General features: G+C 63.9%; 12 protein-coding genes and 1 pseudogene. 11 read left to right on the top strand and 2 right to left on the bottom strand.

The features are described 5' to 3' along the window. Nucleotides 1-64: 64 nt before the first annotated feature. Nucleotides 65-1,174 (bottom strand): DNA replication/repair protein RecF, encoded by a 1,110-nt coding sequence (gene recF / locus EJV47_RS15620; RefSeq protein WP_126694105.1) that lies wholly within the window; start codon nucleotides 1,172-1,174, stop codon nucleotides 65-67. 75 nt (nucleotides 1,175-1,249) lie between these two features. On the opposite strand from recF, the gene pdhA reads away from it, so the two are divergent. The 11 genes from pdhA to EJV47_RS15565 all read left to right on the top strand — a co-directional run bounded on the left by pdhA (nucleotide 1,250) and on the right by EJV47_RS15565 (nucleotide 13,950). Further along, the gene (gene pdhA / locus EJV47_RS15615) at nucleotides 1,250-2,419 is read left to right on the top strand and encodes a pyruvate dehydrogenase (acetyl-transferring) E1 component subunit alpha (protein WP_126694104.1); all 1,170 of its coding nucleotides are present in this window, start codon (nucleotides 1,250-1,252) and stop codon (nucleotides 2,417-2,419) included. Nucleotides 2,420-2,485: 66 nt separating this feature from the next. Beyond that, on the top strand, nucleotides 2,486-3,262 hold the full coding sequence (locus EJV47_RS15610) for a tetratricopeptide repeat protein (RefSeq protein ID WP_126694103.1): 777 nt from the start codon (nucleotides 2,486-2,488) through the stop codon (nucleotides 3,260-3,262). Nucleotides 3,263-3,386: 124 nt separating this feature from the next. Further along, nucleotides 3,387-3,863: a 6,7-dimethyl-8-ribityllumazine synthase gene (gene ribH, locus EJV47_RS15605; protein ID WP_126694102.1), complete on the top strand. Its 477-nt coding sequence runs from the start codon at nucleotides 3,387-3,389 to the stop codon at nucleotides 3,861-3,863. A gap of 233 nt (nucleotides 3,864-4,096) precedes the next feature. Beyond that, nucleotides 4,097-4,480, top strand: coding sequence for a TraR/DksA family transcriptional regulator (locus EJV47_RS15600; RefSeq protein ID WP_078010663.1), 384 nt, complete (start codon nucleotides 4,097-4,099; stop codon nucleotides 4,478-4,480). A gap of 201 nt (nucleotides 4,481-4,681) precedes the next feature. After that, complete coding sequence (locus EJV47_RS15595) at nucleotides 4,682-6,589, top strand: pseudouridine synthase (RefSeq protein WP_126694101.1); 1,908 nt, start codon at nucleotides 4,682-4,684, stop codon at nucleotides 6,587-6,589. Between the two features lie 88 nt (nucleotides 6,590-6,677). Then, nucleotides 6,678-7,421, top strand: coding sequence for a type III pantothenate kinase (locus tag EJV47_RS15590; RefSeq protein ID WP_126694100.1), 744 nt, complete (start codon nucleotides 6,678-6,680; stop codon nucleotides 7,419-7,421). Beyond that, a complete protein-coding gene (gene bamG / locus EJV47_RS15585) occupies nucleotides 7,411-8,742 on the top strand; it encodes a BamG family beta-barrel-assembly machinery protein (RefSeq protein ID WP_126694099.1) in 1,332 nt (443 codons plus the stop codon). The genes EJV47_RS15590 and bamG overlap by 11 nt, the downstream gene beginning before the upstream one ends. 28 nt (nucleotides 8,743-8,770) lie before the next feature. Then, nucleotides 8,771-9,322 carry an LPS export ABC transporter periplasmic protein LptC gene (gene lptC, locus EJV47_RS15580; protein WP_126694098.1) on the top strand — a complete coding sequence of 184 codons (552 nt, stop codon included), beginning with the start codon at nucleotides 8,771-8,773 and terminating at the stop codon, nucleotides 9,320-9,322. Nucleotides 9,323-9,400: 78 nt separating this feature from the next. Beyond that, on the top strand, nucleotides 9,401-9,658 hold the full coding sequence (locus EJV47_RS15575) for a hypothetical protein (protein WP_126694097.1): 258 nt from the start codon (nucleotides 9,401-9,403) through the stop codon (nucleotides 9,656-9,658). Nucleotides 9,659-9,743: 85 nt separating this feature from the next. Continuing rightward, entirely contained in the window at nucleotides 9,744-11,855 is a 2,112-nt protein-coding gene (locus EJV47_RS15570; RefSeq protein ID WP_126694096.1) for a peptidylprolyl isomerase, read from the top strand. Nucleotides 11,856-12,123: 268 nt separating this feature from the next. After that, nucleotides 12,124-13,950 carry a tetratricopeptide repeat protein gene (locus EJV47_RS15565; RefSeq protein ID WP_126694095.1) on the top strand — a complete coding sequence of 609 codons (1,827 nt, stop codon included), beginning with the start codon at nucleotides 12,124-12,126 and terminating at the stop codon, nucleotides 13,948-13,950. Nucleotides 13,951-14,046: 96 nt separating this feature from the next. Here EJV47_RS15565 and EJV47_RS29145 read toward each other — a convergent pair. Next, a pseudogene (locus EJV47_RS29145) lies at nucleotides 14,047-14,153 on the bottom strand (IS982 family transposase); the annotation flags it as partial.

Here is a 14,153-nt window from a genome sequence, read left to right as displayed (position 1 = left end):
TAGCCGCGAGGGATAACGCTCGTTCGGCCGGTGATTAACCCTGCAAAGGTAAGGCAGGGGAGGGCTAAAGCGGTTGCACGCGGCCATTATGCACGCGGAACCTGGACACCTGTTCTGATAAGCCCGCCAGAGCCTGATCGGTGCGCTCCAGGTGGGTGTCGGTCAGGAAAACCTGGCCGAAGGTGTGGTTAGCCACCAACTGCAGCAAACGCTTGATGCGCCGCTCGTCGAGGCGGTCGAAAATATCATCGAGGAGCAGCAGGGGCTTGTGCTGCTTACGACTGGCCATGATTTCAAACTGGGCCAGTTTAAGCGCAATTGCGTACGATTTTTGCTGTCCTTGCGAGCCAAACGTCTTCACCGGGGAGTCGTCCATCAGGAAGACATAGTCGTCTTTATGCGGGCCCACGGTGGTACGCTGCAGGGCTATGTCCTTGCGCTCATTCTGGCGCAGCAGCTGCAGAAAGTCCTGGTCGGGCAGCTGACTCTTATGGTCGAGGCTGACGGCTTCCCGGCTATCGGCCAGCTCCAGATAGTGGCGCTGAAATATGGGCACGAACTCCCGCAGAAACTGCTGCCGAAGCTGCACCAACTGCGTGCCCGCATGTACGAGCTGCTCATCCAGTATTAGTAGGTAGTCCCGGTCGAAACTGTGGCGCTCGGCGAACTGCTTGAGCAGCGCATTGCGCTGCTTCAGGGTGAAGGTGTACTGAATCAGCAACTCCAGGTAGCTGTGGTCGAGCTGGGAGATGATGCTGTCGAAGTACTTGCGCCGCTCCTCGCTGCCTTGCCGTATAAGGTCGGTATCGTAGGGGGAGATGAGCACCACCGGGTAACGCCCGATGTGGTCAGACAGCCGCTCGTAGGGCTGCTTGTCGTGGGTAACGAGCTTTTTCTGCCCGGCGCGCAGGCTGCACTGAATGACCTCCGGGGAGCTAGAAGCGGGAAGGGTGAAGCTGCCCTTTACCAGGAAGAAATCGGCGCCCTGCTTGAGGCACTGCGCGTCGGACGCCGCGAAGGCGCTCTTGGTCATCGACAGGTAATAAATGGCATCGAGCAGGTTGGTCTTGCCGCTACCGTTCTCCCCGATGAAGCAGTTGATATGGGGCGAAAGAGCCAGGCTGGCTTCGTCGTAATTCTTGAAAAAAAGCAGGTGCAGCGAGTCCAGCGTCATGCAAAGCGTAGGTTTCGGAGTTGCAATGCTTTTACGTACTTTCGCATTCCAAAACCCGAACTAGAAGAGCAACTAATGGCGGATACGAAGGTAAAGGCTGCCTCCAAGGCATCCAATTCGGCCAGCAAGGCGAAATCAAAGGCCCCGCAAACGGCCGAGGAGCACAAGGATGTGACCCTGCAACAGCCCGACTCCGCGCAGCAGCCGACGCCGAAAGGTAAGTCGCCGGCTAAAGGCAAGGCAGCCAAAGCGGCCGCCCCGGCCTTCGACAAGGAGACTTACATGAAGTGGTTTGAGAGCATGCTGCTCATGCGCCGCTTCGAGGAGAAGGCCGGCCAGCTCTATGGTCAGCAAAAAATCAAAGGCTTCTGCCACCTCTACATCGGCCAGGAGGCCTGCGTAGCCGGGGCCGTGTCGGCACTGCAGAAAGGCGACAAGTGGATTACGGCCTACCGTGACCACGCCCACCCGCTGGGCCTGGGCACCTCGCCCAACGCCATCATGGCCGAGCTGTTTGCCAAGCAAACCGGCTGCTCCAAGGGCAAGGGCGGCTCCATGCACATCTTCGACAAGGAGGTAAACTTCATCGGCGGCCACGGTATCGTGGGCGGGCAGGTGCCGCTGGGTGCCGGCTTGGCCTTCGCCGAGAAGTACAACAAGACCGGTAATCTTGCTATCTGCTACATGGGCGACGGCGCCGTGCGCCAGGGTGCCCTGCACGAGGCCTTCAACATGGCCATGCTGTGGAAGCTGCCCGTCATCTTCGTGGTGGAGAACAACGGCTACGCCATGGGTACCTCGGTGCAGCGCACCTCGAACGTAACGGAGCTGTATACCCTCGGCGAGGCTTACGATATGCCCTCCGAGCCGGTAGACGCCATGTACGTGGAGGAAGTGCACAACGCCGTGGCCCGCGCCGCTGAGCGCGCCCGCGCCGGCGAAGGACCGACCTTCCTTGAGTTCAAGACCTACCGCTACAAGGGCCACTCCATGTCGGACCCGGCCAAGTACCGCACCAAGGAGGAGGTAGAAGGCTACCGCCAGCGCGACACCATCGAGAACGTGCGCGCCGTCATTCTGGAGCACCAGTTTGCCACCGAAGAGGAGCTGCAGGCCATCGATGACCGCATCAAGGAAGTGGTGGCCGAGTCGGTGGAGTTTGCCGAGAAGTCGCCCTACCCGCCCGCCGAGGAGCTGTTCCGCGACGTGTACGTGCAGGAAGACTACCCCTACATCCGCGAATAATCAACGCATAAGCCACAAGCCGGGTGACCGGTTCATCAGACCCCCGGTCACTTCTTTTCTTCAGTCATGTCGAAGATTCCCTTCACGCGCAACTCGCCGCAGGCGCGCCAGAACCAGACGCCCCAGCAGCCTGCCGACGGTCAGCCGGACCCGAATGCGCCCTACGAGCACCCCTTGCTGGAAGACCCGAATGCCCTGGCCAACCGGCTGGAGGATTCGGAGCTGTTTGTGCGCCGCAACAAGAACCTCGTGTTTGGTTTGCTGGGGCTGATTGCGCTGGCCGTGGTTGGCGCCTTCGGCTACTACTACTGGCGCACTTCGCAGGACCAGAAGGCGCAGGCGGCCATGTTCCAGGCCGTAAACTACTGGGAAACCGATTCGCTGAAGAAAGCCATGAAGGGCGACGGGCAGGCCGTTGGGCTGGAAGGCGTGGCTACCAACTACAGCGGCACGAAGGCCAGCAACCTGGCTAACTTCTACGCCGGTGTGGCTGCCCTGAAAGAAGGCAAGTACGAGCAGGCCATCGATTTCCTGGAGGACTTCAGCTCCGACGACCTGCTGCTGCAAGCCCGTGCCTATGCCCTCATCGGCGACGCCAACATGGAGCAGAAGAAGTACAAGGAAGCCGCCGACTACTACCAGAAGGCCGCCGACTACAAGACCAACGAGTACTTCACCCCTGGCTACCTGATGAAGCTGGCCGTAGCCCGCGAGATGCAGAAGGACTACGCCGGTGCCGGCGAGATTTACGCCGACATCATCAGCAAGTACCCGCTGTCGGCGGAGGTGAACGACGCCAAAATCTACCAGGCCCGCGTGCAGGCCATGACGGCCGCCAAGTAAGGCGTACCCGGTTCTGATTATCGGCGCCGCTGTCCGCAAGGGCAGCGGCGCCGTTGTTTTCGGTCCGTCGCATATCTGGGCGGATAGGCGGATATTTGCGCACCGAACCCACTTTCTGCAGTCCATGGCCACGTCCCTGAAAAACCTCAGCTCTTATACCTCCGACCAGTTTCCCGACATCAGTGACAAGCGCTTTGGGCTGGTCGTGGCGGAGTGGAACCGCGCCATTACCGACACGCTCTGCCAGGGCGCCTACGAGACCCTGCTTAAGCACGGGGCCAAGGAAAAGCATATTTACCGCAACACCGTACCCGGCAGCTTCGAGCTGGGGCTGGGCGCCCAGCTGCTGGCCCAGCACGAGGAAATCGACGCCGTCATCTGCCTTGGGGTCGTCATCAAGGGCGAAACCCGCCACGACGAGTTTATCAGCCACGCCGTGGCCCAGGGCCTGATGAACGTGGGCCTGAAATTCAACAAGCCCGTCATCTTCGGGGTGCTGACCACCGAGAACGAAGCCCAGGCCTGGGATCGGGCAGGCGGCAAGCACGGCAATAAGGGCGTGGAGGCCGCCGTTACGGCTATTCATATGCTGGGTTTCTGAACCTTGGATAGCCCAACGTGGTTAGAGTGCCACCAAAAGCGTAGCTTTGCGGCCGGAAAACCGGGCTGCCTAAGTAGCCAGGGTACCAAGTAGGGCATTGAAGCACTGCGCATTACGGCACTTATCGGGGCCGGGCACTGTTGCCTCAGTAGTTGCCGACCGGTATTCTGGTGCTGAAGTGTACTTGGTAAGCCACTTATCTTCAACTGATTACATCTTTTTCCTGCCCCACCATGAGTGAAGAAAACCTGCGCTACTCCCGGGAAGAGCTGGCTGAATTTGAAGCCATCATTCAGGAAAAGCTGGCAGCTGCCCGGAAAGAAGTAGCTTTCATCAAAGAAACCTTGAGCCGCCGCAACGACTCGGGCACCGACACGACGGCTTCGCCCTCGAAGGTGCTGGAAGACGGCGCTGATACGGCCGAGAAGGAAAGCCTGAACCAATTGGCCTCGCGCCAGATGAAGTTCATCCAGCAGCTCGAAAACGCCCTGATTCGCATCAAGAACGGCACCTACGGCGTGTGCATCGGTACCGGCAAGCTGATTCCGAAGGAGCGCCTGCGGGCCGTACCGCACACCCAGCACTCCATCGAAGCCAAGATGGCCCGCCGCGACTAACGGCCGCGCCCGACGTACGAACCGCCCGGATTTGCGCGGTCGGTACCCTTCCCCCGGGAAGCGGGCCGCTCGCCGAATCCGGGCGCTGTTTTCGGTGGCTGCCCGGCGCCGCACCAAAATGACCTGAACGGCGTTGAGCGCCGTACATGCCAATATCTTTTCCATTGCCCGGCAGCGATGCCGTGCGTCTGATTTAACCTCATGGGTAAGCAGCATTCTTCCAGCCCCGGCAACCGCCGCCCGGGCCGCCCCGATTCCGCGCCGCAGCGCGGGGGCAAACCGTTCAACTCCTTCGGCGGTGATGACCGCCGGCCGCCGCGCCGCGAGGATGGCAGCGAGTTTCCGTCGCGGCCGCCGTTTGGCCGGCCCGCTGGCGGCAGTAAGCCTGGCTACGGTGGCAGCAGCCGTCCCAGCTACGGCAACCGCCCGGCGGGTGGGGAGCAGCGCTTCGGGGGTGGCGATGAGCGCCGCTACGAGCGCCCGCGCCGCGCCTTCGACAAGCCGGAAGAAAAAGACGATGCGGCCGACTTCATGCGCGGCCGCCTGAACAAGCCTGACTTCCGCAAGGACGAGCGTCCCGAGCGCGGCGAAGGCCGTAGCTTCGGCGGCGACCGGGACCGGAATGACCGCGGTGAGCGGCCGAGCTTCGGCCGCCGCTTCGAGGGCAATGACCAGGAGCGCCCGCGTCGCTCGTTCGACCGCGACAACCGCTCGGAACGCCCCGGTGGCTTCGGCGCCAGCCGCCCGAGCTTCGGCGGCCGCCCCGGGGGCAACAAGTTTGGTGGCGAAGGCCGCTTTGAGCGCAACGACGAGCGTCCGGCGCGGCGCTTCGAAGGCGGCGAGGGCGAAGCCCGTCCGCCGCGCGGTGCGCGCGGCCCGGGCAATGCGGAAGGCCGCAGCTTCGGCGAGAAACCCTTTGGTCGCCGTTTCGACGGTGAGCAGCGCCCCGAGCGCGGGGAAGGCCGCAGCTTCGGTGGCGACCGGGAACGTCCGGCCCGCCGCTTTGAGGGTGGTGACCAGAACGACCGTCCGGTACGCCGCTTCGAGGGCGGGGACCAGGAGCGTCCGCGTCGTTCGTTCGACCGCGACAACCGCTCGGAACGCCCCGGTGGCTTCGGCGCCAGCAACCGCTTTGAGCGCGGCGACCGTGCCGAGCGGCCCGCCCGGGAGGAGCGCGGCGGCCGGCCCGAGCGGTTTGGGCGCGAGGAGCGGCCGTCGTTTGGGCGCAAGCCCCAGCGCGACACCTTCGCCAGCAAGCCGGGCCTGAAGAAAGGCTCCCGTGACACCCGCTTCGGCCAGAGCCAGGAGATGAGCGAGGCGCCCTCGTACAAGAACCTGCAGTACTACGAAGAGGACAAAACCCGCGGCAACAAGCGCCGCCGCGAGGAGGACGACAAGGACGGCTCCATCCGCCTGAACCGCTACATCGCCAACGCGGGCATCTGCTCGCGCCGCGAGGCGGACGTGCTCATCGAGTCGGGCGAAATCCGGGTGAACGGCGAAGTGGTGACCGAGCTGGGCTACAAAGTGCAGCCCTCCGACACGGTGCACTACGGCAAGACCAACCTCAAGCGCGAGAAGCAGGTGTACGTGCTGCTGAACAAGCCCAAGGATTTCCTGACCACCACCGAGGACCCCGAAGGCCGCAAGACCGTGATGGACCTGGTGGCCAATGCCTCGAAGGAGCGCATCTTCCCGGTGGGCCGCCTCGACCGCAACACCACCGGCCTGCTGCTGTTCACCAACGACGGCGAAGTGGCCCAGAAGCTCAGCCACCCCTCGCACCGCAACAAGAAGGTGTACCAGGTGGAGCTGGACAAGGACCTGACGGAAGACCACCTCGCGCAGATTGCCGCCGGCCTGGAACTGGAAGACGGCAAAGCCGAAGTAGACGACGTGGCGGTGGTAGCCGGCAACCCCAAGTTCGTGGGCGTGGAAATCCACATCGGCCGTAACCGCATCGTGCGCCGCATCTTCGAGCACCTGGGCTACGAGGTGAAGGCCCTGGACCGCGTGCAGTACGCCGGCCTCACGAAGAAGGACCTGCCCCGCGGCAACTGGCGCTACCTCACCGAGAAAGAGGTCATTCGCCTGAAATATTTCATGTAGGCACGCAACCCCGGCCGCTCGGCCGGGGCTCTATACCAACGGCGGCCCGGCTACTGACTTGGGGCCGGGCCGCCGCTGTTTTTCGCGCATGACTTCCCTGGTTCTCGACATCGGCAATACGGCGGCCAAGTACGGCTGCTTCCGCGGCGCTGCGCTGGCGGAAGCAGGCAGCGTAGCCACCCCGGCCGAACTGAAGGCCGTGGCCGAGCGCACCGGCGCCGAGCACGTGCTGCTGGCCTCAGTGGCCGTGCCGGCCGAGCAGTGGGCCACGCAGCTGGCCGGCGCCGTGCGCGGACAGGTGCTGGTGTTCAAGCCCGGCACCACGCCCGTACCACTGCACAATGCCTACGCCACCCCGCAGACCCTGGGGGCCGACCGGCTGGCCGCCGCCGTGGGCGCGGCCTACCTGCTGCCCGGGCGCCCGGTGCTGGTTGTCGACGCGGGCACCTGCATCAAGTGCGACCTGGTGACGGCCGACGGCACCTACCAGGGCGGCAGCATTGCGCCGGGGCTGCGCATGCGCCTGCAGGCCATGCACGCCTTCACCGGGCGGCTGCCCGAGCTACCGCTGCCCGCGGTAGGGGAGGCGCAAGTCCTGGCCCTGTGCGGCACCGATACCCGGACGGCCATGCTCAGCGGCGCCCTGAATGGGGCCCTGCTGGAAGTCAACGGCATGATTGCCAGTTACCGCGCGCAGCATCCCGGCCTGGCCGTGGCGCTGACGGGCGGTGACGCGGCGTTTTTTGATTCGCGGCTCAAAGGCCGCATCTTTGTAGTTTCCGAGCTGGTTTTGCTCGGTCTTCACCGAATTTTGGTGCTTAATGTCGGCTAACAAACTGACCGCCCTGGCCCTGTTGGGCCTGCTGGCAGCCACTTCCGCTGCTTCGGGACAGGGACTGGGCAACTCGCCTTACTCCCGCCTCGGCCTGGGTGATTTTAACCCCAACACGGGCGGCGTCCGCCAGCAGGGCATGGGCGGCGTCGGCCTGGCTGCGCCCAACGCGGTGCAAGTCAACGACCTGAACCCGGCCCTGGTGTACTACGTCAACCGCACGACGTACGAAGCCGCTTTTACGGGCCAGATCAAAGACCTGAAGAGCGGTTCGGCTTCGCAGCGCACCGGTAGCGGCTCCCTGGGCTACCTGGCCTTCGGACTGCCCATTTCGCGGCGCTGGGGCGTGGCCCTGAGCCTGCGGCCCCTTACGACGGTCGATTATAAGTCGCAACGCATCAGCACGCTGCCCGCGGGCGACCAGACGGCCCAGGTAATTACCGAGTACACCGGCGACGGCGGCCTGACGCAGCTGGCCTTGTCGCAGGGCATCCGGCTGGCCAAGGGGCTGACCATTGGCCTGACGTCCTCGTACGTGTTCGGCTCCATCGACCGCACGACTTCGGCTTTGGTAGTGCCCTCCAATGTTTCCAGCACCGAGGTGCTGAAGAAAGTGGCCACCATCGACCACGTGCAGTACAACGACTTCGCCTTCCGCGCGGGCCTGCACTACCGCTACGATTTCAACAAGAACCTCGCCCTGAATGCGGCCGGGGTGTACTCGTTTCAGAGCAACCTGGGCGGTACGCGCACCCAGCAGCAGGACGAGCAGAACGCCAACGGCACCTCGCTGCTGACGGCGCCCATTGAACTGGGCTCGGCCTCGGGGCAGACGGTGCTGCCAGCCTCCTGGCAGGCTGGCCTCAGCCTCGACAACAACAAGAACTGGAGCATCAGCGCCGACGTGGCGCGGCAGCAATGGTCGAAGTACCGGGATTTTGGCACCGCCACTATTCCGCTGGACGACACCTGGCGCGTGGGTCTGGGCGGCGAAATTGCCCCCGACCCGTCGTCGGTGACCAACTACTTCAAGCGCGTGGCTTACCGCTTCGGGGTGAGTGCGGGCCAGCTGGCCTACCGCCCGGGCGGGCAGACGCTGCCGGACCGCTCGGTAAGCCTGGGCTTCAGCTTCCCCTTCCCGACCTCCTCGGTGCTGGATGCCACCACCCTCAACCTGGCCCTTATCTACGGGCAGCGCGGCAACAACGACCAGGTGACGGTGGACGGGCAGAGCCAATTCAACATCAAGGAAAACTACCTGAAAGCGCAGGTGGGTATCTCGCTGAACAACCGCTGGTTTATCAAGCGCCGCATTGAATAGAGCTGCCGTGAAAGCCTCGTGGGCGAGTATGAAGCACTGCGCGGGCCTGGGCCTGCTGGCGGCGGCGCTGCTGAGCGGCTGCCGGCCGAAGGAAGAAGCACCCGTGAAGCAGGTGAATTACAAAGGCCCCACGCTGGAAACGACCGACGTGCTGACCCTGTTCAGCGACTCGGCCCGCCTGCAGGTGCGCCTGAAGGCCCCGCTGGAGCAGACCTACGAGAACGGTGACCTGATCTACCCCAAGGGCGTGGACATGATTTTCTACGCCAAGGACGGGCACGTGGTAAACACCCTGCGCGGCAACTACGGCAAGTACACCCGCGCCGATAGCCGCTACGTCATCCGCGGCGACGTGCGGGTGCTCAACGAGGAGAAGCAGCAGAGCCTGCGCACCGAGGAGCTGTTCTACGACAAGCCCAAGCAGCGCATCTACAACGACACCACCACCTTTGTGCGGGTGACTACGCCCTACGATACGCTGCGCGGCTACGGGCTGGAAACCAACGAATCCTTCTCGCCCTACCGCATCCTGCGGCCCGTTGGCTCGTTTGCGGCCGAGCAACCCGCCGACAAGAAGTAGGCAGCCGGTATCAGGTGGCCGGGTGCCCGCTGCCAGATACCGGCTACCCGGTACCGAATACCCTTACCCCACTTCCAGATGAAGCTTCCGGCTTTCGACCGTGATTTGGCCCGCACCGTGCTGTTTTCGCTGGCGGTGGTGCTGGTGGTCATTGGCATTTACCAGTCCATTCTGCAGAACGACATCATCCGCAACTACTGGTTGTTTATGGTGGCCATCATCTGCCTGCTGCTGTACCGCCGCCTGAAGCTGCCCGGCGACGAGGCCGCCCCCGCCCCGCCGGCCAAGCCCGCCCCGGCCCGTAAGCCGCAATCCAAGCCGAAGAAGCGCCGCTAATAGCCGGCGCTTTTTTGTCGATTGGGCTAAAAAGGGTTATTTTGCGCGTCTTACTGCGTTTTCTTTGCTGCTTACTTTCAACTAAATGGCTTTAATCAACACCATCCGCGAAAAATCAGGCTGGGCCGTCGGCACCGTGGCCGTCGGGATGTTGCTTTTCATCGTGGGCGGCGACCTGATTGGGGGCCGTAGCCAGTTGTTCAACCGCCAGGATACCTCCGTGGGCGAAGTCAACGGCGAAGACATCAGCTTGGAGGAATTCAATGCCGCGGTGGACCAAGCCAAGGACGGGTTTGCTGCCCAGAACAACCGCCAGCCCAACGAGCAGGAGCTGCAGGGCATCCGCGAGCAGGCCTGGAACCAGCTCGTGTTTAAGCGCGCCTTCCAGCCCCAGTTCGACAAGCTGGGCCTGACGGTGAGCGACGAAGAGCTGACCGACATGGTGCAGGGCAAGAACATTCACCCCACCATCAAGCAGGCCTTCACCGACCCGCAGACCGGGCAGTTCGACGTGAACAAGGTGCGCGAGTACCTGCGCAACCTCGACAAGGCCCCGCCCCAGCAGCAGGCCGCCTGGTACACCTTCGAGCAGAACCTGCCGCAGGAGCGCCTGGGCAACAAGTACTACGCCCTGATCAAGAACTCGGAGTACGTAACCACCGCCGAGGCCCAGCGCTACGACGCGGCCCAGCAGGCCAAGGCCAACGTGCGCTACCTGTTCGTGCCCTACTTCAGCATCTCCGACTCGGCCGTGAAAGTGTCGGACTCGCAGCTGCAGGAGTACATTACCCGCAACCAGGCCCGCTACAAGGTGCAGGACGGCCGCGACCTGGAGTACGTGGTTATTCCGGTGACGCCTTCGAAGGAGGACTCGGCCGCCGTGCGTCAGAGCGTGGACCAGCTGGCCCAGCAGTTCGGCTCGGCCCCGAACGACTCCCTGTTCGTGCGCCTGAACTCCGACCAGCCCTACAACGGCCGCTTCCTCTCGCCCGGCGACATGCCCGAGAAGCTGCGCCAGCAGATGCCGCTGACGGTGGGCCAGGTGTACGGCCCCTACGCCGAAAACGGCACCTTCTCCATCTACAAGGTGACCGGGGCCAAAGCCGGGGCCACGCAGTCGGCCCGCGCCAGCCACATCCTCATCAAGACCGAGGGCAACACGCCCGAGGCTGACGCCGCGGCCAAAGCCAAAGCGCAGGGTATCCTGAACCAGATCAAAGGCGGTGCTGACTTTGCCGCCATGGCCAAGCAGTACGGCACCGACGGCACCGCCCCGCAGGGCGGCGACCTGGGCTGGTTCAGCTCCGGCCGCATGGTGCCCGAGTTCGAGAAGGCCGTGTTCGGCGCTTCCTCGGCCGGCCTGCTGCCCACGCTGACCAAGACCTCCTTCGGCTACCACATCATCAAGGTGACGGCGCCGAAGACCAGCCAGACCTACCAGGTGGCCGCCGTGACCAAGGGCATTGCGCCCTCGGAAGCTACCAACGACGCCGCTTACCAGCGCGCCCAGGACCTGAAAGCCAAGTCGACCAACCTGGAGTCGTTCCGCAAGGCCGTGGCCGCCGACAAGACCCTGCAGAAGCAGGAGGCTAAGGGCGTCGACAAAGCAGCCACTAACCTCGGCAGCCTGCCCAACGCCCGCGAAATCGTGCGCTGGGCCTTCAACAAGGACACCGAAGTGGGCGACGTCGCCAAGGAAGTATTCACCGTGAACGACCAGCACGTGGTGGCCGTGCTGACCGGCACCCGCACCGAGGGCACCGCCGACGTGGCCGCCGTGAAGCCGGAAGTAACCACCCTGGTGCGCAACGAGGAGAAGGCCAAGCAGATCATGGCCAAGCTGAAAGGCAGCACTCTGGAGGACATGGCCAAGGCTTACGGTCCGGCCGCCCAGGTGCGCGACGCCAACGACCTAGTGCTGGGCCAGAGCGCCATTCCCGGCGTCGGCAGCGAGCCGGCCGCCGTGGGCACGGCCTTCGGCCTGAAAAACGGCCAGGTCTCGGCGCCCGTCAAGGGTGAGCAGGGCGTGCTGGTGATGCAGCTGGTCAGCAAGACCGAGCCGACCGCTCCCTCGCAGGACCTCAAAAACGTGCGCAGCCAGCTCAAGGCGCAGCGCGAGGCCCGCTCGAACGGCGCCATCTACGAGGCTATCCGCAAGAACGCCGAAGTGAAGGACGAGCGCGTGAAATTCTTCTAAATGGCCCAATGGCTCGATGGTTAAATGGCTGGTCGTTCAAGAACAATCAACCATTTAACCACCAAGTCATTTAGCCATTCAGCCATGCCTAAGCAAAGGGCCGTATCTTCACCGGATACGGCCCTTTGCGTTCAGGCAACGGTGGGGGCGGCGGCACGGTCCTTGACGGCGTGGCGGGCGCGTGAATGAAACGCGCCGCCGCGGTGTTGTGCCCCCGGGTCCTGCGGATCCGCCGAATCTGCTTTCGCCTTTCTTTGCCGCCTCTGCTATGAGCCTGTTGCCTACGTTGTGGAATAAGACCCTAATCAGCCTGCTGGGGCTACTGCTGGCGGCCGGCCCGGTACTGGGCCAGGACGGCGGGCCGGTGAGCCTGGCGCGCGAATACGCCCGCAAAGGCGAGTGGCTGAAAGCGGAGGCCCTGTTCGAGGATTTGCCCGGCGACGTGCAGCTGGGCGCCAACGTGCTGCCCGACTACCTGCGCACCCTGCTGGAGCTGAAGAAGTACAAGGACGCTGAGAAGCTGGCCCGCAAGGCCGTGAAGCGTCACCCGGCCGAGGCTACCTTCGGGCTAGAGCTGGGCCGGGTGTACACCGCCGCCGGCGACACGGCCGCGGCCCGCAAGCAGTACGAGAAAGTGGTGGCCGCCCTCACGCCCGAGCAGGTGCAGCCCGTGGCCCAGGAGTTTCAGCAGCGGCAGCTGCCGCGCTGGGCCGAGCGCAGCTACCTGCGCGGCCGGGCTTTGTCGAAAAACGAGGCCGAGTACAGTGCCCAGCTGGTGCAGCTCTACACCAGCATCGGGCAGAAGGAAGGCGTGCTGAAGGAAACGCTGCGCCTGGCCGAGCAGGACCAGCAGCAGCTGCCCTTCGTGCGCAACATGCTGCAGAACGCGCTGCAGACCGACGCCGACTTCGACACCCTGGAGAAGCTGCTCATCACCCGCACCCAGCAGCAGCCCGAGCAGGCAGCCTGGAGCGAGCTGCTGCTGTGGCTCTACCTGCAGCGCCGCGACTTTTCGGGGGCCCTGGTGCAGGCCCGCGCCCTCGACCGGCGCCAGCGCACCGAGGGCAGCAAGGTGATGGACTTGGCGGCCATTGCCCAGCGCAACAAGGACTACGACACGGCCATCGAGGGCTACCAGTACGTGGCCAAGCAGTACAGCGGCGGGCAGTTCTACCAGCTGGCCCGGCAGCGGCTCATTGCGGCCCGCGAGGAGCAGGTGCGCAACACCTTCCCGGTGGACCAGGCCAAGTTGCGCGCCCTCGTGGCCGACTACCAGCAGCTGCTGACCGAGACGGGCCGCACGGCCCAGTCGGCGGAGGTGCTGCGCAACCTGGCGCTGCTCTACGCCTTCCAGCTCGACGAGAAGGACAAGGGCATGCAGCTCTTGCAGGAGGTTATTGATTTACCCCGGGCCGATGGGCAGCTGGTCGACGAGGCCAAGGTGGCCTTGGGCGACATCTACCTGTTACGCGCCGAGCCCTGGGAAGCCACCCTGCTATACTCGCAGGTGGAAAAGTCGCGCAAGGACTCCCCGCTGGGCTACGAGGCCAAGCTGCGCAACGCCCGCCTGAGCTACTACGCCGGCGACTTTAAGCTGGCCCAGTCGCACCTCGATATCCTGAAGCTGGCCACCAGCCGCGAAATTGCCAATGATGCCATGCAGCTCAGCCTGCTCATCGGCGACAACACGGCCATGGATACGGCCGGCGTGGCCCTGAAGGACTACGCCGCTACCGAGCTGCTGGTGTTTCAGAACAAGCTCCCGCAGGCCATTCAGGCCCTCGATCAGCTGCTGACCAAGTACCCCGGCCACGCCCTCACCGACGAAGCCTGGTTTTTGAAAGCCCAGCTGCAGCGCCGCACCGGCGACTACAACAGCGCCGTGGAAACGCTGGCGCGCATCACGGGCAACCCCAAGTACGACATCCTCAGCGACGACGCGCTGTTTCTGATGGCCGAAATCGAGGAGCAGAACCGCCAGGACAAGGTGAAGGCCCAGGAGCTGTACACCCAGCTGCTGACCAAGCACGGGGGCAGCATCTACGCCGCCGAGGCCCGCAAGCGGGTGCGCAAGCTGCGCGGGGAAACCATATAGCGCTAAGCTACTGGTCGTCTGTCATCCTGAGCGCAGCGAAGGACCTTTCTCCCACCCTGTACAGACAGTCAAGTCCTAGCTTACCCAAGTTGCGGGTTACAGTCCGAAGCGGTCGATTGCGTGTACAAAGACGAAGAGGCCGATTTTAAGGGCGAAGCCGGCGGCCGTGGTGGCGTGGATCTTCTTGGGGAAGCGCTCAGTCA

Source organism: Hymenobacter gummosus, from assembly GCF_003970915.1.
GTDB lineage: Bacteria > Bacteroidota > Bacteroidia > Cytophagales > Hymenobacteraceae > Solirubrum > Solirubrum gummosum.
The sequence above is the reverse complement of the archived record's forward strand: the minus strand, read 5'-3'. Positions and strand labels throughout refer to the sequence as shown.

Bases quoted from the DNA above. Each gene is read 5' to 3' on its own strand.
- recF (WP_126694105.1), bottom strand. From the start codon at position 1,174: ATGACGCTGGACTCGCTGCACCTGCTTTTTTTCAAGAATTACGACGAA.
- pdhA (WP_126694104.1), top strand. From the start codon at position 1,250: ATGGCGGATACGAAGGTAAAGGCTGCCTCCAAGGCATCCAATTCGGCC.
- EJV47_RS15610 (WP_126694103.1), top strand. From the start codon at position 2,486: ATGTCGAAGATTCCCTTCACGCGCAACTCGCCGCAGGCGCGCCAGAAC.
- ribH (WP_126694102.1), top strand. From the start codon at position 3,387: ATGGCCACGTCCCTGAAAAACCTCAGCTCTTATACCTCCGACCAGTTT.
- EJV47_RS15600 (WP_078010663.1), top strand. From the start codon at position 4,097: ATGAGTGAAGAAAACCTGCGCTACTCCCGGGAAGAGCTGGCTGAATTT.
- EJV47_RS15595 (WP_126694101.1), top strand. From the start codon at position 4,682: ATGGGTAAGCAGCATTCTTCCAGCCCCGGCAACCGCCGCCCGGGCCGC.
- EJV47_RS15590 (WP_126694100.1), top strand. From the start codon at position 6,678: ATGACTTCCCTGGTTCTCGACATCGGCAATACGGCGGCCAAGTACGGC.
- bamG (WP_126694099.1), top strand. From the start codon at position 7,411: ATGTCGGCTAACAAACTGACCGCCCTGGCCCTGTTGGGCCTGCTGGCA.
- lptC (WP_126694098.1), top strand. From the start codon at position 8,771: ATGAAGCACTGCGCGGGCCTGGGCCTGCTGGCGGCGGCGCTGCTGAGC.
- EJV47_RS15575 (WP_126694097.1), top strand. From the start codon at position 9,401: ATGAAGCTTCCGGCTTTCGACCGTGATTTGGCCCGCACCGTGCTGTTT.
- EJV47_RS15570 (WP_126694096.1), top strand. From the start codon at position 9,744: ATGGCTTTAATCAACACCATCCGCGAAAAATCAGGCTGGGCCGTCGGC.
- EJV47_RS15565 (WP_126694095.1), top strand. From the start codon at position 12,124: ATGAGCCTGTTGCCTACGTTGTGGAATAAGACCCTAATCAGCCTGCTG.